The sequence below is a fragment of the Enterococcus sp. DIV0174 genome, from assembly GCF_050529065.1.
In the GTDB taxonomy this organism is placed as follows: Bacteria; Bacillota; Bacilli; order Lactobacillales; family Enterococcaceae; genus Enterococcus_B; species Enterococcus_B thailandicus.
Window position 1 is genome coordinate 454218 of the sequence record NZ_CP172881.1, and the last position, 23909, is coordinate 478126.

The following is a 23909-nucleotide window of genomic DNA, read 5'->3' on the forward strand; positions in this document are numbered from 1 at the left end:
GCCAAAACTAAGGGAGGAATTTTTTATGAGTACAACACAAACGACAACATCTGTAAAAGAATTTATTGCTGAAAGATTGCCAGAATATCAAGAGTTAGCATTAACGATCCACGATCATCCAGAAGTCAGTAACTATGAATTTTTCTCCTCAGAGGCATTGATTAAACAGCTGGAAAAAGAAGGGTTTACTGTTGAAAAAGAAGTTGCGGGTCATCGAACAGGTTTTGACGCTCGTTATGCTTCAGGAAAACCTGGTCCAACCCTCGTTTTTTTAGCCGAGTTTGACGCATTACCGGGCATTGGGCACGCATGTGGGCACAATTTATTTGGAACGTATTCAGTATTAGCGGCTAGTGCAGTGAAGGAATGGACCAATGAATTTGGTGGGGAGATTCGAGTCTATGGTACGCCTGGTGAAGAAGGTGGTGAAAATGGCTCAGCGAAGGGAAGTTTTGTTCGCGAAGGATTTTTTGAAGACGTGGATGCAGCTCTTTGCGTTCACCCAGCCTATCGTTATGGAAAAACCACAGAATCTTTAGCAAATGATCCAGTAGATATCAAATTTTATGGAGTTGCCTCCCATGCTGCAGGAGCACCGGAAAAAGGAATCAACGCACTTGAAGCATTAATTCAAGTGTTCAATGGGATTAACGGATTACGCTTGCATTTACCAAAGGATGTCAATATCCATGGTATTATTACCGACGGTGGAGTTGCTGCTAATGTCATCCCTGAATATGCGGCTGGACGTTTCTACTTGCGGGCAGCTAACCGTGAAACGTTGGACGAAGTATCTCAAAAAGTTGAAAACATTGTGAAAGGTGCGGCACTCAGTACAGGTACCTCTTATGAATTTGGGTTGTTCCAAAATGCAGTCGATGATGTGGTTGTCACCCCAGCGTTTGATGAACTCTTTTTTGAACATCTTCAAGAACTTGGTATTCCAGACGAAGAAATTGAAACTCAACAGCGTACAAGTCTAGGTTCATCTGATGTTGGAAATGTTAGTCAGGTAATCCCGACGATTCAACCAACTGTCTCCATCTCTGATACGTATATTGCAGGTCATTCGACTGAATTCAAAGCAGCAGCAAGAAGCGAAAAGGGACTAGCATCAATTGCGATTGCAGCAGAGCTTTTGGCAAAAACAGCACTTGATTTGCTTCAACAACCAGAAACATTAACCACAATCAAAAAAGAGCATCAAGAACAGCTTGCTAAGAAGAAAGAACAGGGATCTTCTTTCTAAAATGTTATCTTTTATTTTGAGCACAGAAAAATAAATCAGATTTTTTTGTTGACAAATATTTCTTGAGGATGTAAACTTCATGAAAGTCATCTTTTCAACAGTAGTAGCAGAGGTGTTTTGTTCAGAAAGTCGGTGGTTGCTGCGAACCGATCAAGCCATGCTAACGAATTACATGAAAAGTTCAAAAAATAAAATATGTTATTTAAAGTGGAAAACAGATCTGTTTTTAATTAAGGTGGTACCGCGGAGCAATTCGTCCTTAGTTGAAAATGGGTCTTTTTATTTTTAGCCAGAGGGGGAAGCCAAAATGAATTGTGGCGGGATGATTCGATATTATTTCTTTTTTAGTACCTAATATTTTTAACTAAAAAAGGAGAAATTATCATGGAGAAAAAAGCAAATCCGAGTTTTGTAGAAGCAACATTAGTATTAGCAGTCGTCGTATTGAGCATTGCAGTTGGGGTAGTGGGATTGAAAATCTCACCAAATATTGCTATTTTAGCAGCTATCGGGATGGTTATGGTTTACGCTGTTGTAAAGAAATACCCTTCTGAATGGTTGCATGAGGGAATTATTAATGGAATCAAACCAGGAATTATTCCAATTTTTATTTTTATTTTAGTTGGTTCATTGATCGCAGTTTGGATTCAAGCGGGAATTATCCCAACCTTGATGGTGATTGGGTTTGATTTGATTAGTGTCCAATGGTTTGTCCCATCTGTCTTTGTTGTTTGTGCGATTGTAGGGAGTGCAGTTGGTAGTGCTTTTACAGTTATGTCAACAATTGGTATTGCCTTTTTCGGTATCGGAACAACGTTAGGTTTAAGTCCAGCTTTGGTAGTGGGTGCCATTGTTTCTGGTTCTGTCTTTGGAGATAAGATGTCTCCGTTGTCAGAGTCAACGAACTTGGCAGCAGCAATTGTCGATGCAGATTTATTTAAACATATCAAACATATGATGTGGTCAACTGTTCCGGCATTCGTACTTTCGTTTTTCTTATTCATGTTCTTAGGCCACACGGATAAAGGTGCAAGTCTTTCAGCTATCCGTGAAGTCACAAATACGTTAGAAGCCAATTTTACAATTTCATTTTGGTCATTGATTCCACTTGTTTTGATGTTAGTATGTGCATGGAGAAAGGTACCAGCCATCTTAACTATTTTATTGAATATTGCTGTAGCAGTCGGAATGATTTTTATTCAAAACCCGCAGACGTCTGTGAACCAATTAGCTTCTGTAATTGAATCAGGATTTGTGGCAAATACTGGAAATGAACAAATTGATGCGTTACTAAGTCGTGGAGGAATCGAAAGTATGATGCCGACCGTTGCATTGATTATCTTGACTTTATCACTAGGTGGTTTGCTAATTGAGTTTGGGTTGATTTCAACTGTGATGGATGTTGTTTCTAAGCGGATGACCAGCACACCGAAGTTAATTTTTACAACATTGTTAACAAGTATCGGGGTCAACGTTTTCATTGGTGAACAATTCTTGTCAGTCATTTTGCCAGGAAATGCATTTAAAGACACGTTCAAAAAGGCTGGACTTGATCCAACTGTTCTAGGACGAACATTGGAAGATGGTGGTACAGTTATTAACTACTTAGTTCCTTGGGGGATTGCTGGTAGTTTCGTAGCAAGTACATTTGGTGTTCCAACATTAACGTACTTACCATTTGTTTTCTTTAGTTTGTTATCACCAGTCTTTTCAATGGTGAGTGCTTTCACTGGTTTAGGTATTTCAAAAATTGAATCAGAAGATGAATCAGAATTAGTTTCTGAATAATAGCGGCGTATTTAAAAACAGGAAAAATATGCTGTAAAAATAAGATTAGAGGGTAAAATCAAACATCATTGATTTTACCCTCTAATTGTCTAGTAAGGTTGTGGCGCAAAACGTTCAGCTCCGAAAAAATAATGAGCAACTGATAAAAATAGCATTTCATATTTTAGACAGTTGTAAGTTATTTCGAGGAGTTGTTTTGGGAACACCGTGGATAAAGGTTGTGGCACAAAACGCCTAGTTCCGACAAGATAGCAATCATTAAAATAGTTTTCCATGTTTTGAAGTGGATGCAAGCTCTATTGAGGAATTGCTTCTTGAACACTAGTAATTAGAAAAAAGAGAGGTGACAAAATTTTGTCACCTCTCTTTTTTGCTAGGACTGATCAGATAAAGCGAAGGGTTCCTTGGGTTTTCGATAACTAAAGAAGATAATTAGGTAAAGTAAAGCAGTTAATAAAGTAACACCAAGTATATTAGTCATTAAAATACCAATGAAAATTAAAGACAATGCAATTAGCGCAAATAGGTTGAGACTTTTATCGAACAAAGTACCTTTCTTTAGTGAAAGAACAAAAGCAGCAGAAACAATCATCAACCAAATAACTAATACGGTATAAGAAAGTGAACCTGCTAGATAACCAAATAACTCATCACCGACAAAGTAAGAAAGGATGACACCAAGGTAAAGAACACTGGTGCAAAAGAAAACTGAGCGTTGAGGTACTTGATGTTTATTTAGGACTGCAAAGGTTTTTGCAGCTCCTTTCTTATCTTTCAATCGGAAAAACAGCGTGCGCGAAGCAGCATAGACACCTGAATTGATGGAAGAAAACAAAGCTAGAACAATGACAAAATTGACAATATCCGCAGCAAATGGAATATTCATTTTTTCAAAAACCATTACGAAAGGACTCACGTTACTGTTAGCCAGTGTGTTCCAAGGGAAAATAATCAAAAGTAAAAACAAAGGAATAATATAGAAGGAAACGATTCGTCCCATCACACCTTTGACTGCTTTAGGAATAGCTTTTTTAGGATCATCTGCTTCACTAACTGTAATCGCAATCAGTTCAGAACCACCGTAAGAATAAATTACGACTAACAAAGAATTAATGATTCCTTTCATTCCATGCGGTGCAAAGCCACCATGATTTGTCATTTGTTGTAAGGTGGGAAAAACGCCATGGCCAAACATCTGTTGTCCAACTAAATAAAGACCAAAAAGAATAAGTGCAATAATTACACTGATTTTAGCAAAAGCTAACCAATATTCTGTCTCAGCAAAAAGTCTCACGGAATAGAGATTAATCAGTGTTGTGAGGACTGCTAAAATCAACACGAAGATCCACGCAGGGATATTAGGAAACCAAAGCTGTAAAAAAGATGCAGCTGCTACAGCTTCTGCAATAATGTTGATCATCCATAATGACCAGTAAACCCAATCAATAAAGTCAGCAGAGTGGTCACCAAGATAAGGGCGGATCAATCCAGAAAGGCCATGCTGGTTCTCACCATCTAAAACAAGTTTTCCTAATCCAGTCATAACAATAAATAAAACGATGCCGCCAATAGCAAATGCTAATAAGACGGAGGGACCTGCGATACTAATTGCTTCACCACTCCCTTTAAATAAACCTGCACCAATCGCGCCACCTAATGCTAGCATCGTAATGTGACGCGAACTCATTTGTTTTTTTAGTTTTGTATTTTCCATAAGCAACCTCTTTTCTGTACGTGTTTCATGAATAAAAAATAACGTTGCTTAATAATACCAAATATTCTGACAATTTCAACTATTCTAAAAAATTTTTTGGATACTTTAATCAAATCGTCATAAAATTGAAAGATAAAAACGAAAAGAATGGATAAAAAGAGAGACTAATTTTATTCATTCAGAGCATAATATTCGCTTTTCTGTTTCTATAAGAGCTATGATTAGGAAAATTCTTTATGGGAAAGTGAGGAGAATGAAATGGCTGATACTCATGAAATTTTACTCGTCGCAAAAGATAAAAACTTATATTTTTTTCCTTTCATCGACTCATTCGAAGTGATTTCTGGAAAAGACTTATTTGATGAACAGTTTTTACGAATGAATGCTGCAAAGTTTCGCCAATATCAACTGATTATTTTTTTGGATTTTGGATTTGAAGTGGCGATGGCTGCTCAAGTTCGTCCGTTGACTCAGGCAAAAATAGTTGTTTTCTTTTGGAATCACTTTAAAAAAGAACATTATGAATTATTGGAACAAGTACAAAAGGATTCAGCGATTGATGAAGTTTATCATTTTGATGCGTTGGAAGCACATGAGTTAGGTTTGAAGCACAATAGCTCCTTCTATTCTACAAATGTCCAACTACCCAAGGAACAAATCACAACAGATTTATTTTTTGGTGCGACTGATAATGGACGAAAGAATCTTGCTGAACAGTACCGAGCAGATTTTTCAGCAAGAGGTGTAACGACTAATTATTTTATTTTACCATTGAGAGGTAACGAACAAGTTGGCTATTTAAGTTACTCGGAATATTTGAGATTAGTGGCAAAAAGCCGGGGAATTTTAGAGTTACTTCGTGCAGGACAACAGGGCGTAACATTGCGGACATTTGAATCCATGTACTTCCAGAAGAAATTGGTGACTGGAAACGATGTGATTTTTGATTATCAATGTTACCATCCAGATAATATCTTTTTATTGTCGCAACGATCTTTGGATGAATTACCCGAATTTCTTAACCAGCCCTATCAGTCAGTTTCGCCAGAAATTCTTGATTTCTTTGATGCGCCAAACTGGGCTAAGCGCTTCTTGGCTACTGATGAACTACTTTTTGAGCGCTATGAGTACCGGGCAGATTTGCTGGAAAGATTGGAGAAGAGAGGGTAATTAAATAAATACACTAAAAAGAGCGTAAGCCGTTTAGGTTACGCTCTTTTTTCTATTTTGCCCCCAAAAGGCCTTCTTTTGCATGAACGAGTTGCGTTAAGAAAGCACAATAAGGTGTTTGAATACCATATTTTTGTCCTTTGCGCCAAACAGCACCATTTATATAATCAATTTCAGTCAAACGATGATTTTTGATTAAGTCTTGATACATTGAAGGGTAATGAAGACCGATATTTGCAGGATCATAAGTTGCTGCAATGTGCTCGTTGACTTCTGGTTGGTCAAGCTGAATCCCTTCTTCAGCAGCAACAGCAGCAAATTCTGCTACAATTGTTTCAACAATCTCATTTGCGACGGGTTGTTCCCCAAAGCCAGCGATGTTGCAGTCTAAAATCGTACATAAGCCATTTAGTGTACCGTTGACACAAGCTTTACGCCAAATCGAATAACGAACATTTCGACTATAGACCGGATTTAGGTTTGCTTCGTCAAAAACACGAACGACTTCATGCGCAAAAGTTTCGCCCTCAGGTTCAAGATTTTCTAATTCGATTTCACCATTTCCCAATAAGGTTACTTTCCCTGGTCCATCCAAACCGGCAGTCCACATTGTGATACCAAATAAAATGTTTTTCTTAGGAACATATTTTTCTAACACATCTTCATGTCCTAAACCATTCAATAAACAAAGAACATGGGTCTTTTCAGTAATAATTGATTGGATTGCGTGGAACATGTCGTCTAATTGATTTGCTTTAGTTAATGCAACGATCAAATCAACTTGTGTTTGACTTTCAATCAATTCTTCAGGTGAATAAATAGGAATTTTGGCAACAACTTCTTCTCCATTGAAGTCTGCAACCAAGCCATGTTCTCGAATAGCTTCAATATGTTCGGGCCAACGATCAATCAAAATCACGTCATTCCCACTTTGATGAAGCATTAGTCCGATTCGGCTACCCATTGCGCCTGCACCAGCGATAGCAATTTTCATGTCAGTTCTCTCCTTTAAAATTTGTTTCTTAAAACCGTTCTATTCTAGTATATAGAAAAAAAGCAAAAATTAGGATTGTTTTGTTTGATAAAAACGAAGAAAAGTGTCTAACTGAAAGAAAGAGAATCTAAAAAAAGTATGTCAGGAGGCGAAGTAAATGAATATTTTGGTTGCAATTGATTCCTTTAAGGGAAGCGCGACTTCATTTGAATTAAATCAATCGGTTGCTCGTGGCTGGCAAGCCGTTCATTCAACTGACCAGTTAATAAACGTCCCCATTGCAGATGGCGGAGAAGGGACAGCACAAGCTTTGTTCTATTCATTAGGTGGAAAATGGCAAAAATTTTCTGGGGGAGATTTGTTATTTAGAAAACATGAAAGTCGCTATTTGATTACCCAGTGGCAGGGAAAAAAAATCGCAGTGATTGAGTCTGCTGAAGTGATTGGTATTGATTTACTGGAACAAGCAACAGATCAAACAATTCGTTTAGCTTCTAGTTTTGCATTAGGAGAAATAATTAAGGATGCGTTAGCACAACGAGTGGATGAAATTATCGTTACACTAGGTGGCAGTGGTTGTTCGGATGGTGGGTTGGGCTTACTGCAATCTTTAGGTGCAAAGCTGGAAGGCGTAAAGGATGGCAACCCATTACTGACAACAGAAAAAGTCAATCTTCAAGCAAGTAAAGCCCACTTTTCTCATACAAAATTACGAATTGCTGCGGATGTAACTAGCCCGTATACTGGCGAAAAAGGAGCAGCAAAATTATTCGGTAAACAAAAAGGAGCATCACCTGAAACAATCGATTTTTTAGAAAAACAGGCAAAAAAACTAGCGAAACAATGGTCCAAAGAATATCAAATTGACCTTGAAAAAATTCCGGGAAGTGGAGCAGCTGGTGGCATAGGTGGTGCGTTATTTTTACTTGGGGCACAGATGATTAATGGCTTTGAATTGATTAGCCAAATGATCGAACTAGAAGCAAAAGTAAAACAAGCAGACTGGATTGTGACGGGTGAAGGGAAAATCGATCAGCAAACAATCCATGGAAAGGTTCCTTATGGTGTAGCCATGTTAGCGAAAAAATACGAGAAACCGATTATTGCTTTTTGTGGCAGTCGCCAGCCCGATTTAGGGGAATTAACCAACTATTTGCCAGCAGTTTTTAGTATTCAATTAGGACCAATTCGATTACGTGAGGCAATGGAGCATGAACGAACAATGGAAAATATTGCTATTTTGGCAGGAAATATTTGTCAACTTATCCGTCGTTAATTTTTTTGATTGACAAAAATTTTAAATCTGTGTTAACGTAATAGACAAATAAACCAAAGTGAGGGATCCGTGCATTGAAAAAATAAGTCAATTGATTGAAGCTGCATTCAGACTGTACCTTGATGAAACAAGGGAGCAGTGTGCAGATTTTCAGAATTGGCTAGTTTTTCAATGGAGGGGTCTTTTTTTGCGCCCGTACCTTTGTGACCAGTTCTGAAAATAGGACTGGTCTTTTTTTACGAGGTGAATTATTGATGTCTAAAATCGAAATAAAACAACTGACTTTTGGTTATGATAACCAAGAAACAACTATTTTTAATGAAGCAAACTTAAACTTTGATACACAATGGAAACTGGGATTGATTGGCCGAAATGGTCGTGGTAAAACAACACTCTTAACGATTTTACAAAACCAATTACCTTATCAAGGACAAATCGTCCATCAACAAGAATTTGTCTATTTTCCGCAAAAAACACAAGACACCAGTCGCTTGACTTATTATGTCTTAAATGATGTAACTGATTTTGAGATTTGGGAAATTGAACGCGAGTTGAACTTGATGGAAACAAATCCGGAGATCTTATGGCGTCCGTTTGATACTCTTTCTGGTGGCGAAAAAACAAAAGTTTTATTGGCATTGTTATTTGTGGACGAAGCCCATTTTCCTTTGATTGATGAGCCAACCAATCATTTAGATTTAGCTGGTCGGCAACAAGTAGCAAAATACTTGAAGAAGAAACAACAAGGATTTATTGTAGTTAGCCACGATCGGGCGTTTATCGATGAAGTGGTGGATCATGTATTAGCAATTGAAAAAACACAGTTAGAACTCTATCAAGGAAACTTTACTGTTTATGAAGAACAAAAACGTCTTCGTGATGAATTTGAACTAGCGCAGAATGAAAAAATCAAAAAAGAAGTTAGTCGGTTGAAGAAAACAGCTGCAGAAAAAGCAGAATGGTCTCGTTCGCGTGAAGGCGATAAAACGAAGAAACGTGTCGGATTTGTTGATACTGAAGATCGCCGAAAAAATCTCGGAGCAATTGGTGCAGACGCTGCTCGAACGATGAAACGCTCCAAGGCCATTGTTAATCGAATGGAAACCCAGATTGGGGAGAAAGAAAAATTGTTAAAGGATATTGAATATATTGATGCGTTGACAATGAATTATCAGCCTTCTTATCATAAACGCTTGTTGAGTGTAGAAGAGTTGCAATTGAGCTATGAGTCACCATTGTTTGAAAAAATTAATTTTACGGTTGAGCAAGGAGAACGAGTTGCATTAGCTGGTCAAAATGGTGCTGGAAAATCTTCAGTAATTTACTACTTACTAAACCAATTTCAAGGAATAGCCGAAGGAAAAGTGAGCTATCCTCAGAATCTCCGAATTAGTTATGTTCGCCAAAATTATGAAGACAATCGTGGAACGCTTAGCGATTTTGCTGAAAAAAATCAAGTAGACTATCAAGCTTTCTTGAACAATTTGCGGAAACTGGGAATGGAACGTGAAGTTTTTCATAATAAAATTGAACAAATGAGTATGGGACAACGAAAAAAAGTTGAGCTAGCTAAATCATTAGCACAACCTGCTGAATTATATATTTGGGATGAACCATTGAATTATTTGGATGTATTCAATCAAAAGCAATTAGAACAACTATTGCTTACGGTCAAGCCAGCGATGCTTTTTGTTGAACATGATCAAACTTTCTTGAAGAAAGTCGCAAATCAAGTGATTACTTTAACACCAGTCAACTAGTTTTTGCTTTCTTGAAAGGTGGACGTTGATGAAAGCTTTTGGTATGTTGTAGGTAGTTTATAAAAATCAAAGATGAAGAGCAAAGGGAGTTTTATGACATGTTATATGTAACTAGGCACGGAGAAACTACTTGGAATGTTCAAGGTCTTGTTTGCGGACGAGCAGATGTTCCTTTAACTGAGAAAGGTAGACAGCAAGCAGTCGCATTAGCAGAAAAAGTTGCGACACTCGAGGTACCAGTAACTAAAATTATTCATTCGCCATTACAACGAGCAAAAGATACTGCACAAGCTGTTGCAGATAAAGTGGAGTTACCGTTGACGGCTGACCCACGTTTGATGGAAATGGATTTTGGTGCATATGATGGCATGCCTAGCCATGAAACGATATTTCAAGAAGCACGTTTAGAATTTGGGGTACGATTTCCAGAAGGTGAGTCACTCTTTGACATGTATGCGCGTGTTGTGCCAGTTTTACAGGAATGTCTAGCAGATGAAGAAAATACTTATTTGTTGGTCTGCCACAATGCGTTGATTCGGGCAATCAATGCGTATTTTACGCCAATGCCAAACGAAACCTTTTTTGATTTTTTTGTAGAAAATACTGAACTATTATCTTATAACTAAATGATTGAAAATGGCGTGACCAGGTCAGAGTCACGCTATTTTTTTATCTATCTAAGAAATAAAATTTAATTATTTTTATAAAAGTGTTGAAATTTCATTTCTTAAGCGTTATACTCTGTTCATAGAAATGAAGACGGATACATAAAGCGAGGGATGAACATGTTTGGGTTTTCAATATTCATGAATGAGCCATTAACTCCACAAAAAAAAGCGTATATTCATAAAATGGCAACTAGTGGTTTTATTGGCATCTTTACTTCGATGCATATTCCAGAAGATGATGTCAGTGCTTATCAAGGACGACTAAGAGAACTGGGCGAAGAAGCAAAAAAAAATCAGCTCGAATTAATGGTTGATATTTCAGGAGATGCGTTGAAACGAGCTGGGTTTTCGTTGACCGATTTAACGCCACTAAAAGAAATCGGTGTGACGGGCTTACGAATGGACTATGAATTGTCTAACAAACAGATTGCTGTTTGGTCACATCAGCTGAAAATTAGTTTAAATGCTAGCACGATTACATCGGAAGATATTAGTGAGTTGAAAAAATATCAAGCGGATTTTTCTAATCTTGAAGCGTGGCACAATTACTATCCACGTCCAGAAACTGGCTTAGCCAAGTCATGGTATCAAGAAAAAAATCAGTGGTTAGCGGAACAGGGCTTTACAATTCAAGGATTTGTTGCTGGTGACGCTGATTTAAGAGGCCCGTTATATCAAGGGTTACCTACTTTAGAAAAACATCGTGGTGTCCATCCATTAGCAGCAGCGCTAGAGTTAGCCGAGTGTAAAACTGATTTGATTTACATTGGTGATGCAGGTTTGTCAGAAAGAGTGCAGCAACAATTCGCAACCTATCAAAATAACCGAATGATTTCATTACAAGTAGAAGTACTTGATGAGGAATTGATTGAATTAGTCTTAGGCACGCATGTCAATCGCCAAGATGAGGCGAGAGATGTCATTCGAAGTGCTGATGCACGATTTAAAAAAATTCCACAAATTTCACCTAAGCAAACGATTGAACGAACGGTCGGGAGCATTACGATCGACAATGAAAACTATCTTCGTTATATGGGTGAGATTCAATTAACCAAAAGAAATTTACCAGCTGATGAAAAAGTGAATGTCATGGCTCAAGTGGTTACAGAAGACTTACCATTGATTCACCAAATTCATGCAGGCGTCAACTATCAACTAATTCGTAAAGAGGGAAGAAAAGATGAGCAAAATTAATTTAGATAACTTAACAACGGAACGTAGAAATCAAGAAACATTTGGACTAGACGAGATGAGTGTAACACAAGCTGTTGAGCTGATGAATCGTGAAGACCAAAAAGTCGCAGAGGCAGTTGCAAAAGAACTAGGAAGTATTGAACCAGTAATTGCGCACACGATTGACTCATTTAAAAAAGGTGGACGTTTGATTTACATGGGCGCAGGCACAAGTGGTCGTTTGGGCGTATTAGATGCAGCAGAGTGTGTACCAACATTTGGCGTTGAGCCAGAAATGGTGATTGGCTTAATCGCAGGTGGCGAGGCAGCAATGACTGTAGCTGTTGAAGGTGCGGAAGATTCATTCGAGCTTGGAGAAGAAGACTTGATTCATTTAAATTTAACAAAAAATGACATGGTCATCGGAATTGCCGCAAGCGGACGTACACCATATGTTATTGGTGGCTTAGATTATGCTCGCTCAATTGGTGCAGTGACCGCAACGATTTCTTGCAATAAAAATGCTGAAATCAGTAAACATGCTGATTTCCCAATCGAAGTTGATGCAGGCCCAGAATTTTTGACTGGTTCAACTCGCCTGAAGTCTGGTACAGCACAAAAATTGATTTTGAATATGATTTCAACAATCAGCATGATTGGTATTGGAAAGGTCTTTAATAATTTGATGGTCGATGTTAAACCAACCAACGAAAAATTAGTGGAACGTTCAAAACGAATCATCATGCAAGCAACAGAGGTTGACTATGAAACAGCTGAGCGATACTTTAATGAAGCAGAGCAAAATGTGAAATTAGCAATTGTTATGATTTTAACAAATAGTGATAAAGAAACTGCACAGGATAAATTGGTTGAAGCAAATGGTTTTGTAAAAGGAACCTTATAAGGGGGAGCGACTGATGGCTAAAAATGAATTGACTTTAGAAGAATTAGCAAAACGCATTTATGAAGAAGCTGGTGGGATGGACAATGTTGAGAGCATTGTCCACTGCATGACACGCGTACGAATGAAAATCAAAAATGACGAACTAGTTGACACAGAAAAATTAAAAGCGATTCCAGGTGTCCTGGGTGTTGTTGAAGATGAACAACTACAAGTGATTATCGGCCCGGGGAAAGTAAACAAAGTTGCTCAGCAAATGGTTGATCTTGCGGGTGTAAAACTAGGCGAAAAATTGCCGGAACATGGGACAGCAGAACACTCAGCCAATTCTGGTAAGGATTTGGTAAATGAACGAGCACAAGCAATGAAAGCAGCTCAAAAATCAAAACAAAAACCATCAAAAATCAAATCAATCTTAAAAGATATTTCTAATATCTTTGTTCCGATGATTCCAGCTTTTGTTGGTACAGGGATTGTTGCGGGGATTGCCGCTGTATTAGCTAACTTAGTCACAGCAGGAAGTCTTGATGCAGCAACTTGGCAACAATATATCGATGTAATGAATATCCTGAAAAACGGAATGTTCAGTTACTTAGTTATCTACACAGGGATTAACGCAGCACAAGTTTTCGGTGCTACACCAACTCTTGGTGGGGTAATTGGTGCCGTTGTGATGCTAACGGGAATGAATCCAGAAGCACCATTGAAAAATTTATTTACTGGTGAAGCTTTGGCAGCTGGTCAAGGTGGGATACTTGGCGTAATCTTTGCTGTTTGGTTACTTTCAATAGTAGAAAAGAAATTGCACAAAGTGATACCGGATTCAATTGATATTATCGTGACACCAACGTTATCTCTAATTGCAATTGGTTTAGTGGAAATCTTCTTGATTATGCCATTAGCTGGCTTTATTTCAGACGGCATGGTTGGCGGAATCGATTGGGTGCTAAATGTCGGCGGAGCATTTGCAGGGTTTGTTTTAGGGACATTATTCTTGCCAATGGTTATGTTTGGATTGCACCAAATTTTGACACCTATTCATGTTCAAATGATTGATGAAACAGGTCGCACACTATTGCTTCCGATTCTTGCGATGGCAGGTGCAGGGCAAGTTGGTGCAGCGCTCGCTTTATGGATTCGTTGCAAAAAAGATAAGGAATTGACAGAAATGATTAAGGGCGCGTTACCAGTTGGTATTTTAGGAATTGGTGAACCATTGATTTATGGTGTGACATTACCTCTTGGCCGTCCATTTATCACCGCATGTATTGGTGGTGGTATCGGTGGGGCAGTGATCGGAATGATTGGTAATGTTGGTGCGATTGCTATTGGTCCTTCAGGTGCGGCATTGATTCCATTAATTTCAGATGGTAAATGGTGGGGCTATGTTCTAGGTTTACTTGCAGCTTACGCAGGTGGATTTGTGGCAACATTCTTCTTCGGAATTCCGAAAGAACAATTAGAAAAAGAAGCGTTAGCAGAAGAAACAAGTGACAATGTAGCAACAACCAATGAAGTTGTCTTAACAGCTGTTGCTGATGGAACAGTAATGTCATTAGAAGAAGCAAGTGATCCTGTATTTGCGCAAAAAATGATGGGTGAAGGATTTTTCGTTGAACCAACAAACGGACAAATTTATTCTCCAGTTGCTGGTACAGTTCAATCTGTCTTTCCAACAAAACATGCAATTGGTATCACGACACAAAATGGTATCGAAGTATTACTTCATATGGGGATTAATACTGTTGACCTTGGCGGTGCGCCCTTTGACGTGAAGGTGACAGAGGGACAAAAAGTTACGACTGATACATTGGTAGCAAATGCAGATCTTGATGCAATCAAGGCTGCTGGAAAAGAAACGTCAATGATGGTTCTTTTAACTAATATGGATCATGTAGAAAATTTTGTTTTGGAAAAAACAGGCGAAATGAAGGCTAAGACGGCTGTGATGGATGTGAAAACTGTGTAAAAAAGGTTGTGGCGCAAAGCGGCTAGCTCCGAAAAGATAGTGAGCAGGCACTCAAAATAGCTTTCCATAGTTTGAAGTGGATGCAAACTATCTTGAGGAGTTGCTTTGGGAACACCGTGAAAAAGGTTGTGGCGCAAAGCAATCAGCTTCAAGTAATAAAAAATGTTTTTCTAAAAATAGTTTTCCATATTTTAAGAAAAGAGGACTTATTGCCGAAGTAGTTGCTTTGGGAACACCGTATATAAAGTTGTGAAAGAAATACTCAGCTCCAATAAATAAGAATAAATTACCAGGAATTACTTCTTAAATTTTTGAGTCATTTAGGCTTCACTCGATTCCTGATTAGAGGACATCAAGGAGTAAAAATGAGTTAGGCTGGAATATCAAGAAATACAACAAAAAGAAGAACTTAGATTCCCACTCGCTTAAAATAGCTAACCAAAAACACGTTGCCAAAATCTTAAGAAAGATTTTGGCAACGTGTTTTTCATTTTTTGAAATAGCAATTCCCCAGTAAAGGAATTTTTTAATTGCTTCTGGAATTTCTTTATCAGTTGACTCGCGATTATCAATTTTTCCTAATGCAATCATGTCGCTGTAAACTCCATAAATATGACCAAAATCAGGATCGTTAATACTAAAAATTGATTGCAGGTTTCCTGTGCAGTTGTTTGTTAAATAAGAATTTGAATTTTTATTTTTGTCGGTTCGGATAACATAATCGAATTTTTTTCCCTTGACGCATTAGTTGATTAACTCTCCAGATTGACGTGAAATTTGATTTTGCGCATATTGAGTAAGTAACATTTCTGCTTGAAAAGTTATGAACGGGCTGGAAATAGTCCTGGAAATTGAAATATTCTTCTATTGACTTATTCAATTTTCGAAAATAAAGGCTATCTTTTTCTGTAGTTATCATAATACTCATTGGCATCGTTATTATAGAATATTTCTTTGAACATACCTAAGATATCTTCTTTATTTTTTTCAATAATCTCAGCTTAAAAATCATCTACAGCATGAGAACTTACATTGTCTATTTGCATAGATTGATCGTATATAAAAAACAACCTAATTTTTGGTAGTTTTTGCCATTTAAAAAGAAAAGTGACACCAGTACAATGGTTTTGAGTTGTACTATGTATATTAATATAGCTACACTACCATTTGCTGTCTTATAGATAAAAGTTGATCATGATCCGCAAAAAATTCTTTTGTTTTTGGAATTGATAAATGTAAATGGCAAAATCTATCAAAAATAATTTTTTTAAACTGCTCGCTTGAATATGAATAGTATAAATTAATTAGTATCACCTCAACATGACCGATGTATTCCCAATCAAACATTAAATTTTCTATCTCATTTTGTAAAAGTTTTGATTTTCCATCTAAAATAGTCAACTTACAAATATTTAAAGCAATCTTAGACAAGGAACAGTCAAACTGAATAAGTTTCTGTTGTATTACTTCAATATCCTCTTTATTTTTAATTCGTAAATTCAACTCGTCTACAATAGATACCAAAGAAGATGTTGAATGTTCCTCATCTAAAAGTTTTACTAACTCTATAAACTCCGAAATGCTAACACCTAGTCTATCAATTAATAATAAAGCTAAATCAAATGATATATTTGAATGTTCATTTTCTAATTTCGATAGAAATGAAGCAGATACTATATTATTAGCTAACTCACTTTGGCTAATTCCTTTTCTAACACGAATAAATTTTAGTGCCCTTCCCACTCGCATAGCTAATCATCCTCCGAAAAAATAAATAGTTCATCCACTGTAGTATCTAATGAATAGGCTAGTGAAAAAGCTAATTTTAAACTTGGATCGTATTTATTTTTCTCAATTGCAATAATTGTTTGTCTTGTTACATGTACCATATTTGATAGTTCAACTTGTGTAATCTTTTTGGATTTTCGTAGTTTTTTAGTATTATTCTTCATCGCTAAAATACTTCTTACTTTCTATTTTTAAATTCACTAAAATACTAATTAAACTCACAATTAATATTGACCAAAGTTGATTATAAGATATTAAAAATGAAATATTAAATAAAACGCCAATTAATTCTGCTGTCAAAGAAAGAATCATTAACCCAATTGTTAGAAGCATTGATTTGCTTAAAGCATTGCGCAAAATTATTATTCCCAATTCATCATTTTTTTTGCCAATTTTTGAAAGAATATTACCGATAAACAGCGAAATAAGTAAAATAAAAATAATAGACAATATATATATCATGTCTTTTCTCCTTTCCGTTTCCTATACAAAAATTAAATCATTCATGCACAAAAAAGTAAAGAGTATTTTACATTTCGCTTACTTGAACATATTCAACTTTTCTTCAAATAAGAAACATGTGTTCAATACATTAAATTATATCTTATGATATTAACAAGGGAATAATGATTAGAAAGGAAGACGATTTATTAAGAAAAAAATTGCTATTTTTTGTTCTGTTTTTGTACTCACTTTTTTATTCATAAATAAAGGTGAAAACCTTTTTAACGTAGTGAAGTATAGTTATCAATCAAAAGATTTTATTTCAATTACATCTATTTCAGAAATTGATAATGTTGAACAGAATAACCTTGTTTACTTAGGAAGAAAAACATGCCCTAATTGCCGTCAATTTGTTTCAAAATTAAGCGAGGTATCTAAAAAGGAAAAAATTTACTACATAGACACTGATAAGCAAAAAAATGATACTCAATTTATCAAATTTATCAAAAGAGAAAAAATAAACGTTGTTCCTACATTAATTCGTATCAAGAATAATAAAGTTATCAAAGTCTATAGTTATCCTAATTTAAACAAAAATAAAATTAAAAACATACTTAAAGGGGAAATTTAAATTATGAAATCACTTGTTAAAAAAACTACAATTCTAAAAGTTATGATTGTCGCTGTAGTATCTGCTTTACTTTTAAACATTGGTTTAACTACTGCCAATGTTTATGCTTCTGAAGTAAGTTCTAAAGAACAAGTTGAATTAACAAACTCTTTGCTTAATTCAATCGAATTTGATAAAGAAAGCAACAAACTTTTTATGAATAAGGAAAAGCTAGTAAATACTAATTTATTTACTTCCACTGAAGCAAATAAACTAGGAAATGAGTTCAACTCTCTTTCTAGTCAAGAACAAAAAGAATTAATGAAGGACCTTAAAGAAAAAAGTAATACTCGTATTGCTCCAATCATCATATGGGCGGCTGGTGTATTAGGTGGATGGTTAGCAACTAAACTATTAAATTGGGGAGCACATAAATTCTGTAGCTCTTACAAAAATTATAACTCTGTTACAAAATACGTTTGTGACATCATTGACTAATTTCTAATTTTAGAGAAAAATAAAAAAGTACAAAATCAGTTTCTTATATTACGGAACTGACACTATAATTAAAAAAGAGCACCTCAAATTTAGTAAAATAAATTGGGAGGTGTTTTTCTAATGGCAAAGCATAACTATTATCCAGATACATTAAAAATTCAAATTGTGGAGCGTTTATTGAAAGGAGAGTCAGCTTTTTCTCTTCGATAAGAATTCAATATACTAAAAAGTAACTATACCTCAATAACAATATTATGGAGGAATTAAAAAATGAAAAAAGTATAGAGCTTTTAGTGTGTATAACGTTGTTTGCAACAGCAATTTTAGCTACTACAACAACATTTGCTGATGAAACAACCTATGACAGTAGGAAGGATCTACTCATTATTATTTTTAATAGGAGCGGCTGTTTTAGTTGGTATGGTACTCCCAGTATTAATTAGCGCTATAGCTGTGATACTTGCTGGTGCCCTTACCCTAACTTTTAGTTGATTAAACAAATATTTAACAAGAAATCTTTACAATAGTATGTTACTTTATAAAGATTTCTTGTATTTTTCAGATCGTAAGTAGTTTCATCTTCTAAAAGATTGAGTGCAATATCAGAAGGTAAAGTAACGATTTTTGCGTTACTGAAGTAATTTAAATCTGGTCGTGCTTTGTATGATTTTATGTCATCTTTTCCTACTTGTATACTTTCTGCCAGTGTCAATGGATGATTATTATCTGTACCAGCTAGTCTCATCGAGGAAGTTGATTGTTCTAAACGTTGATCTTTTTCAGTACTAAATAATATCAATAGGTGGCCTATGAAGAAAGTTTTAGTTAATATAAAACAAGCAAAAATGATTAAAAACCTAGCGCTTTTAACTAGGTCACTTTAATTTTGTACAGTTGTGATAAAAATAGCTTAATAGACTATGATTTGCAGGGATTTTACCAACTTAATTATCAAAACATATTTTTTGAAAGGAGGACACTTATTATGACCGCACAGGTGACATCCGAACCGGGAATTATAGCAATTTTAAATGTTGAAACTGGAGAACATGAATATTTTTCTCGTAAAATTGTGAATGGTGACGTAACCGATAAAAATGGAATTACAAGTATAAATGCGTATAGAACTAAAAAACGGGTAGATGAATTACTTGCTAATAATATACGTTTTAGTGATCCTGATAGAAAAAAATAGGCACTATTTTTTAAGAGAAAGATACAATGCTAGTAACATAAAAAGAAGAGAAGTGGTAGTGATTTTGTGAGTGAAACAAAACTAATTGTTTTAGGAAATGGCTTTGATTTAGCTTGTGGTTTGAATTCAAGATATGCTGATTTTTTTAAAGAGAGGATACCTAACGAAGTTGCGCAAAGCTTAACATTAGCTTGGCAAAATTTTAATGAAGTCTTTCGACAGCCGAAAAGTATTAATACAAGCAATATTAACTTTGAGACTATTTTTGATGCTCGAGGTAGATATTTAGAAAATCGGGGGAATAATTCCTCAGTTACCCTTATAGTTAATACGGAGCAACAATTGCTTGATAAAATAAAACCTGCTGAATTATCATTTTGGGATATTGTATTATTTTATTTCCAAGAGTTTGAAGATAAAAATTTGGAGGATGTAAAGTGGCAAGATATAGAAAGTAGAATGTTAGATTTTTTGACTCAGGATATTACTGGTAAACCTCAATTAAATAAGTTATTGAATGACACGCAGGATGGACGTTTGGATAAAATAAACTGGTTCTGCTTACACATAACTGCTCTATTATCAGATAGATATACACAATACGAAGAAGAGAATTTTCTTCAATACGTTTATGATGAATTAGTTTTATTTGAACAGGCATTTGTTAAATTTCTAAACAGTGAACTTACTAATAATCCTAGTTATCATCCGCAGGCACTCGATTTACTGCTCAAAATGACAGGCGAAAAAGATAGACTTACATTAATAGAAAGCCCTCACAAAATTATGTCTTTTAACTATACTGCGCCTTTGAAGGGTATTGATATTACGAATGTTCATGGTACTTTAGAATCTGGCAAAATAATATTTGGAATAGATCAAGAACAAATTGATGTTGATGATGCCATTTTTAGATTTACGAAAACATTTAGGCAAATGACAGAAACGCCTATATCTAAAAACAATGGCCACAACATTTTACCTAGAAAAGAAGAACTTAGTGAGATTATGTTTTTTGGGCATTCATTAAGCCCACTAGATTACTCATATTTTCAGACACTATTTGATTATTACAATTTGTATGACTCAGATTTGAAGTTGGTCTTTTTTTATAAAGTTTACGAAGGAACTACTGCATTGGACATGGAATTAGACTTATCTGAAAAAATTAGTAAGATGCTTAGAGAATATGCATTAAGTATTGATAACGAAAAAAAAGGTAAGAATTTGATGCACAAATTGCTGCTAGAAAAACGATTAAATATTGAAGAGGTGCCCTTGTTTCAAATAGTATCAAATTAAACGGAACTATTCATAGCCTTTTAACTGGCGTGAATAGTTCCGTTTTTAGACAAAAAAATAGACCCGTCATAAACTTTTTAGCCAGTTTGATGAGTTTATTAAACTTAAATATTTGCCACCGTTTGGGGGACAAATTGAAGCTATGTTAGCGCATAGCAACTCATATAAGTTTGACGAGTTTATTAAAAACTTATATGAGTTGCTACCGTTGTCAGTATAACTTATACCTCTAAGAAAATAAAGTACGTTAGCCTGGTGTGCAAGATGTACATACTTATATTTAACAAGCCTAATACAACATAACGAAAGAGATTAATAATTTTTATGAAATTCTTTTACATATTGCTATCAATCCAAGCAGTATCATTACCAACACGGAAGTATAAGTATAATGACTTAGATATATTGCTGAAATTCCAAGCACCTTTAGCACCGCCATATGCAGAACATCCTGATTGTTCCTTAGCTCTGAATATACCTTGAGAAATTAGAGAAAAATTACCAACACCAGCCCAGTTTACGCTGTAAATTCGATCGATTTGATCGTAATTTCCTTTCACGCTAGTATAATCAGCTTTGAGAACAAGTTCAAAACCACTATAAAGACCATGGATTGCTGTACCTTTACAACTTGAATAGCCAGAACCGCTAGTCCAACTTCTGCTTTCTCTCCATGTAGAGAAAGTTTGGATAGGATCTTTTGATTCTTCAATTTCTTTGTTGATATTCTCAACGACTTTATCTTTATTCACTTCATTACCATTTTCATCATAGAAAGTGGCGTCGGTAAAATCTACTTGGATACTTTCTAAATCTCCTGCTTCCTTGGCTGTATCTGATTTCATAGTTTCAAATACATACGTACTAATTCTTGTTGTATTTTTCCCAAAATGTAAAGGATCTTGCGATTTCTGAAGATTAGTTTCTAGAGCATTTAGATTATTGATATTCTCGTCAGCTAATACACCTGTTGCACCTGTAGTTACCGATAAAATTGTTGCTGCTGCTAAACCTATTCCTGCAATTTTTCTTGAAATCATAGTGTTACTTCCCATTTAATATGTTATTATGTATATAAACATTATGTTATTGTACGCAAGAATAGTATAGCATTTGAGTTTGTGTTCGGAACCGTTTTCGACGATGGTGAAAGTTTTTTAATTTAGGAGGTTGTTTTATGGGTGATTTACTCTTAAACCTGTTTTTAGTTGTAAAATTTATTTTTGTATTATTAGTATTCATTGTTCTTGTGTTATCTATTATTTATCTAGTTAAGAAAATTAAAGATAAATAAAATAGTTATTTAAATTTTGAAACTAACGTTATTTATATAGCTAGTTGCTACCAATTTTAAATTTACTAAAAGATTAAAACAATGATTTGAGTTGATCCATGAGTAAAAATAATTAAAGACTGGTTAGCATATCGCTGATAATCAAATGTAGCTTAGTTTATTTTAAAAGTAAACAAATAAAATAGGCAAGTTGTGCTGTATTCACAATTATGCTCAAAAATAAATTTTTTTAGATTGTTTTAAATAGCACAAAGTTTTTGAGATATAATTAAAAATGATACGGAAGGTTTTTTTAGAAGTGCAAGAATAAGAAAAAAATAGATCCTTTACCTGCATTACGAGGAGTAAAAAAACTCCTCTTTTTTCTATGAATCAAGAAAGGTAGCGGGCTATGAAAGGGGAATAATGACAATACTATTCAAAATCGAGAATCATAAATTATGGGAAAGAAAATACTCTGTATTTCTGACCGTATTCAGTTTTTTAATCATGCTGATATTTTCTAAATCTTCTCCGCTCTACTTCATAAATGACTGGGTAGATGCCAATGCTTTTTTCTCAGTCGGTAAAGGAATCGCTCATGGGCAAGTGCCGTATAAAGATCTATTTGAACAAAAAGGGATACTCTTGTATTTCATTCATGCGATGGCTTACAAGTTGAGTGCAACTTCTTTTTTCGGTGTTTATCTATTAGAAAGTATTTCGTTTGCTATTTCGATGATTTTATTTTTTAAAATTTGTAATTATTATTTCTCAGAGAAAATAGCCTTTGCAGTTACTTGTTTATCACCAATAATCTTGCTAAATAAGGATTATTTTCGTGCAGGAGATAGTGCAGAAGAGTTTGCTTTTCCTTTTGTGCTAGGGCTTTTATATTTAATCATATCTATCTCTAATACGGATGAAAGAATAAAAGGGAAGCAATATTTCATTCAAGGCTTACTGATGGGATGTGTATTTTGGATAAAATATACTATGATCAGTCCGTGGATTGCCTTTTTTCTCTTTTTTGGAATCTATTATCTAGTAAGGAAAGATTATCAGCAGTTACTTAAAGCAGTGATTTGTAGCTTGCTGGGATTTTTGTTAGTCAGCATTCCAATTATCATCTATTTTTTAGTCAACCATGCGTTACATGAAATGTATTTTGTTTATTTCAAATTCAATATGGTGTTGTATCCACAATTAGTTGACCAGGGAAATAATGTAAATATAGTTAGCCGCTTTTTTAATACATTAAAGATATTTTTTACTTTGATGTGGCCAAACAAAATTAGTTTAGCTGTCTTGATGATTGGGTCTGTCTACCTTTTATTTACAAAGGCAATCTTTAAGCAAACTCGTTTTAAAGTGTTGTGGCTGTTTATGTTTTTATGCACTAACTTTTTTGTTTTTTATGGTGGAATTCCATTGAACTATTATCTCTTGTTGGACTTAACCATATTATTAGTAGGATTTTTGGGTTTTTGTTTATTGTTGAAAAATTTAGTAATTCGATATAAATTGCAACGGCCTGAAGTAAGTAAATTTTTAATACCAGGGGGCATTATTTTTGCAATCCTATTGATGGTTATTTCAAATGATACTTTTAGAGATATGCGCTTTTTTACTAATCGACCAAGCATTCAAATAAAAAATGCTGCAAATACAAATCCAAATGCAAAAGTACCAGCGCAGTTAGAATTTGCTAAATACTTAAAAGGCAAGGAAGATGTGACTCTGCTAAACTATCGCTTTGTTGATTATGGATTTTCTGTAATCCCCAATATTGTTCCGAGCGTCAAGTATTTTATGAATGTCAATATCCCTTACGAAGTTTATCAAGAAAGTATGGATCAACAAAATAAATATGTAGAAGAAAAGAAGACCGACTACGTTGTTGCTGGTCTTGATTTGAATGATGATGTGAATAATTTTGGTACGCCTTGGCTTCACGAGAACTATCATCCGATTGCTGTCCATGTCCAGGAACGTGAGGAAAATATCTTGAAATATGTGCTTTATGAAAAAAAGTAAAAATGAGTTAGACTCCGTTTTTATGCCAATGAATATCAAGAAATACAACACAAAGAGGAACTTAGATTCCCACTCACATAAAATAGTTAATCAAAAACAC

At 35.1% G+C, this 23909-nt stretch carries 20 protein-coding genes; 13 read left to right on the plus strand and 7 right to left on the minus strand.

The features are described from left to right. Positions 1-25: 25 nt before the first annotated feature. Both IGJ93_RS02205 and nhaC read left to right on the plus strand, forming a co-directional pair. A complete protein-coding gene (locus IGJ93_RS02205; RefSeq protein ID WP_067485229.1) occupies positions 26-1249 on the plus strand; it encodes a M20 family metallopeptidase in 1224 nt (407 codons plus the stop codon). Positions 1250-1633: 384 nt separating this feature from the next. Further along, positions 1634-3037, plus strand: coding sequence for a Na+/H+ antiporter NhaC (gene nhaC, locus IGJ93_RS02210; RefSeq protein WP_067485226.1), 1404 nt, complete (start codon positions 1634-1636; stop codon positions 3035-3037). 373 nt (positions 3038-3410) lie between these two features. Here nhaC and IGJ93_RS02215 read toward each other — a convergent pair whose 3' ends face one another. Continuing rightward, positions 3411-4751: an amino acid permease gene (locus tag IGJ93_RS02215; protein WP_075491879.1), complete on the minus strand. Its 1341-nt coding sequence runs from the start codon at positions 4749-4751 to the stop codon at positions 3411-3413. Positions 4752-5009: 258 nt separating this feature from the next. Between IGJ93_RS02215 and IGJ93_RS02220 the strand changes: the two genes are divergently transcribed. Then, on the plus strand, positions 5010-5921 hold the full coding sequence (locus IGJ93_RS02220; RefSeq protein ID WP_075491881.1) for an oligosaccharide biosynthesis protein Alg14: 912 nt from the start codon (positions 5010-5012) through the stop codon (positions 5919-5921). Positions 5922-5973: 52 nt separating this feature from the next. Here the strand turns inward: IGJ93_RS02220 and IGJ93_RS02225 are convergent, their stop codons facing one another. Continuing rightward, the gene (locus tag IGJ93_RS02225) at positions 5974-6915 is read right to left on the minus strand and encodes a 2-dehydropantoate 2-reductase (protein ID WP_071868794.1); all 942 of its coding nucleotides are present in this window, start codon (positions 6913-6915) and stop codon (positions 5974-5976) included. 157 nt (positions 6916-7072) lie between these two features. Between IGJ93_RS02225 and IGJ93_RS02230 the strand changes: the two genes are divergently transcribed. The 6 genes from IGJ93_RS02230 to IGJ93_RS02255 all read left to right on the plus strand — a co-directional run bounded on the left by IGJ93_RS02230 (position 7073) and on the right by IGJ93_RS02255 (position 14662). Next, positions 7073-8191 (plus strand): glycerate kinase family protein, encoded by a 1119-nt coding sequence (locus tag IGJ93_RS02230; protein ID WP_075491883.1) that lies wholly within the window; start codon positions 7073-7075, stop codon positions 8189-8191. Between the two features lie 254 nt (positions 8192-8445). Then, positions 8446-9951 carry an Lsa family ABC-F type ribosomal protection protein gene (locus IGJ93_RS02235; protein WP_067485212.1) on the plus strand — a complete coding sequence of 502 codons (1506 nt, stop codon included), beginning with the start codon at positions 8446-8448 and terminating at the stop codon, positions 9949-9951. A gap of 98 nt (positions 9952-10049) precedes the next feature. Further along, complete coding sequence (locus tag IGJ93_RS02240; protein ID WP_067485209.1) at positions 10050-10577, plus strand: histidine phosphatase family protein; 528 nt, start codon at positions 10050-10052, stop codon at positions 10575-10577. Between the two features lie 159 nt (positions 10578-10736). Next, entirely contained in the window at positions 10737-11813 is a 1077-nt protein-coding gene (locus IGJ93_RS02245) for a DUF871 domain-containing protein (protein ID WP_071868797.1), read from the plus strand. Beyond that, positions 11800-12696, plus strand: coding sequence for an N-acetylmuramic acid 6-phosphate etherase (gene murQ / locus IGJ93_RS02250; RefSeq protein ID WP_067485204.1), 897 nt, complete (start codon positions 11800-11802; stop codon positions 12694-12696). Before IGJ93_RS02245 ends, murQ begins: the two co-directional genes overlap by 14 nt. Before the next feature lie 13 nt (positions 12697-12709). Then, entirely contained in the window at positions 12710-14662 is a 1953-nt protein-coding gene (locus IGJ93_RS02255; protein ID WP_270344678.1) for a glucose PTS transporter subunit IIA, read from the plus strand. A 342-nt stretch (positions 14663-15004) separates the two neighbouring features. On the opposite strand, the gene IGJ93_RS02260 is transcribed toward IGJ93_RS02255, so the two are convergent. From IGJ93_RS02260 to IGJ93_RS02275, 4 genes are all read right to left on the minus strand, one after another. Next, on the minus strand, positions 15005-15253 hold the full coding sequence (locus IGJ93_RS02260; RefSeq protein WP_071868799.1) for a hypothetical protein: 249 nt from the start codon (positions 15251-15253) through the stop codon (positions 15005-15007). Between the two features lie 564 nt (positions 15254-15817). Beyond that, positions 15818-16411 (minus strand): helix-turn-helix domain-containing protein, encoded by a 594-nt coding sequence (locus IGJ93_RS02265; protein ID WP_067485198.1) that lies wholly within the window; start codon positions 16409-16411, stop codon positions 15818-15820. Positions 16412-16413: 2 nt separating this feature from the next. Continuing rightward, positions 16414-16614 carry a helix-turn-helix transcriptional regulator gene (locus tag IGJ93_RS02270; protein ID WP_067485195.1) on the minus strand — a complete coding sequence of 67 codons (201 nt, stop codon included), beginning with the start codon at positions 16612-16614 and terminating at the stop codon, positions 16414-16416. Further along, positions 16604-16912 carry a hypothetical protein gene (locus tag IGJ93_RS02275; RefSeq protein ID WP_067485193.1) on the minus strand — a complete coding sequence of 103 codons (309 nt, stop codon included), beginning with the start codon at positions 16910-16912 and terminating at the stop codon, positions 16604-16606. Before IGJ93_RS02275 ends, IGJ93_RS02270 begins: the two co-directional genes overlap by 11 nt. Before the next feature lie 616 nt (positions 16913-17528). Between IGJ93_RS02275 and IGJ93_RS02280 the strand changes: the two genes are divergently transcribed. The 3 genes from IGJ93_RS02280 (at position 17529) to IGJ93_RS02290 (ending at position 20499) form a co-directional block, all read left to right on the plus strand. After that, positions 17529-18002 carry a hypothetical protein gene (locus IGJ93_RS02280; RefSeq protein ID WP_067485188.1) on the plus strand — a complete coding sequence of 158 codons (474 nt, stop codon included), beginning with the start codon at positions 17529-17531 and terminating at the stop codon, positions 18000-18002. 985 nt (positions 18003-18987) lie between these two features. Next, complete coding sequence (locus IGJ93_RS02285) at positions 18988-19197, plus strand: hypothetical protein (protein ID WP_311797906.1); 210 nt, start codon at positions 18988-18990, stop codon at positions 19195-19197. Between the two features lie 66 nt (positions 19198-19263). Then, complete coding sequence (locus tag IGJ93_RS02290) at positions 19264-20499, plus strand: AbiH family protein (protein WP_285701595.1); 1236 nt, start codon at positions 19264-19266, stop codon at positions 20497-20499. A gap of 335 nt (positions 20500-20834) precedes the next feature. Here the strand turns inward: IGJ93_RS02290 and IGJ93_RS02295 are convergent, their stop codons facing one another. Next, the gene (locus IGJ93_RS02295) at positions 20835-21539 is read right to left on the minus strand and encodes a hypothetical protein (protein WP_430596978.1); all 705 of its coding nucleotides are present in this window, start codon (positions 21537-21539) and stop codon (positions 20835-20837) included. A 659-nt stretch (positions 21540-22198) separates the two neighbouring features. On the opposite strand from IGJ93_RS02295, the gene IGJ93_RS02300 reads away from it, so the two are divergent. Then, positions 22199-23809, plus strand: a complete 1611-nt coding sequence (locus tag IGJ93_RS02300; RefSeq protein WP_067485175.1) for a glycosyltransferase family 39 protein — start codon at positions 22199-22201, stop codon at positions 23807-23809. The last annotated feature ends 100 nt before the right edge of the window (positions 23810-23909 follow it).

Excerpts from the sequence above, each read along its gene's own strand:
- IGJ93_RS02205 (WP_067485229.1), top strand. The coding sequence starts at position 26 with ATGAGTACAACACAAACGACAACATCTGTAAAAGAATTTATTGCTGAA.
- nhaC (WP_067485226.1), top strand. The coding sequence starts at position 1,634 with ATGGAGAAAAAAGCAAATCCGAGTTTTGTAGAAGCAACATTAGTATTA.
- IGJ93_RS02215 (WP_075491879.1), bottom strand. The coding sequence starts at position 4,751 with ATGGAAAATACAAAACTAAAAAAACAAATGAGTTCGCGTCACATTACG.
- IGJ93_RS02220 (WP_075491881.1), top strand. The coding sequence starts at position 5,010 with ATGGCTGATACTCATGAAATTTTACTCGTCGCAAAAGATAAAAACTTA.
- IGJ93_RS02225 (WP_071868794.1), bottom strand. The coding sequence starts at position 6,915 with ATGAAAATTGCTATCGCTGGTGCAGGCGCAATGGGTAGCCGAATCGGA.
- IGJ93_RS02230 (WP_075491883.1), top strand. The coding sequence starts at position 7,073 with ATGAATATTTTGGTTGCAATTGATTCCTTTAAGGGAAGCGCGACTTCA.
- IGJ93_RS02235 (WP_067485212.1), top strand. The coding sequence starts at position 8,446 with ATGTCTAAAATCGAAATAAAACAACTGACTTTTGGTTATGATAACCAA.
- IGJ93_RS02240 (WP_067485209.1), top strand. The coding sequence starts at position 10,050 with ATGTTATATGTAACTAGGCACGGAGAAACTACTTGGAATGTTCAAGGT.
- IGJ93_RS02245 (WP_071868797.1), top strand. The coding sequence starts at position 10,737 with ATGTTTGGGTTTTCAATATTCATGAATGAGCCATTAACTCCACAAAAA.
- murQ (WP_067485204.1), top strand. The coding sequence starts at position 11,800 with ATGAGCAAAATTAATTTAGATAACTTAACAACGGAACGTAGAAATCAA.
- IGJ93_RS02255 (WP_270344678.1), top strand. The coding sequence starts at position 12,710 with ATGGCTAAAAATGAATTGACTTTAGAAGAATTAGCAAAACGCATTTAT.
- IGJ93_RS02260 (WP_071868799.1), bottom strand. The coding sequence starts at position 15,253 with ATGATTGCATTAGGAAAAATTGATAATCGCGAGTCAACTGATAAAGAA.
- IGJ93_RS02265 (WP_067485198.1), bottom strand. The coding sequence starts at position 16,411 with ATGCGAGTGGGAAGGGCACTAAAATTTATTCGTGTTAGAAAAGGAATT.
- IGJ93_RS02270 (WP_067485195.1), bottom strand. The coding sequence starts at position 16,614 with ATGAAGAATAATACTAAAAAACTACGAAAATCCAAAAAGATTACACAA.
- IGJ93_RS02275 (WP_067485193.1), bottom strand. The coding sequence starts at position 16,912 with ATGATATATATATTGTCTATTATTTTTATTTTACTTATTTCGCTGTTT.
- IGJ93_RS02280 (WP_067485188.1), top strand. The coding sequence starts at position 17,529 with ATGAAATCACTTGTTAAAAAAACTACAATTCTAAAAGTTATGATTGTC.
- IGJ93_RS02285 (WP_311797906.1), top strand. The coding sequence starts at position 18,988 with ATGACCGCACAGGTGACATCCGAACCGGGAATTATAGCAATTTTAAAT.
- IGJ93_RS02295 (WP_430596978.1), bottom strand. The coding sequence starts at position 21,539 with ATGATTTCAAGAAAAATTGCAGGAATAGGTTTAGCAGCAGCAACAATT.
- IGJ93_RS02300 (WP_067485175.1), top strand. The coding sequence starts at position 22,199 with ATGACAATACTATTCAAAATCGAGAATCATAAATTATGGGAAAGAAAA.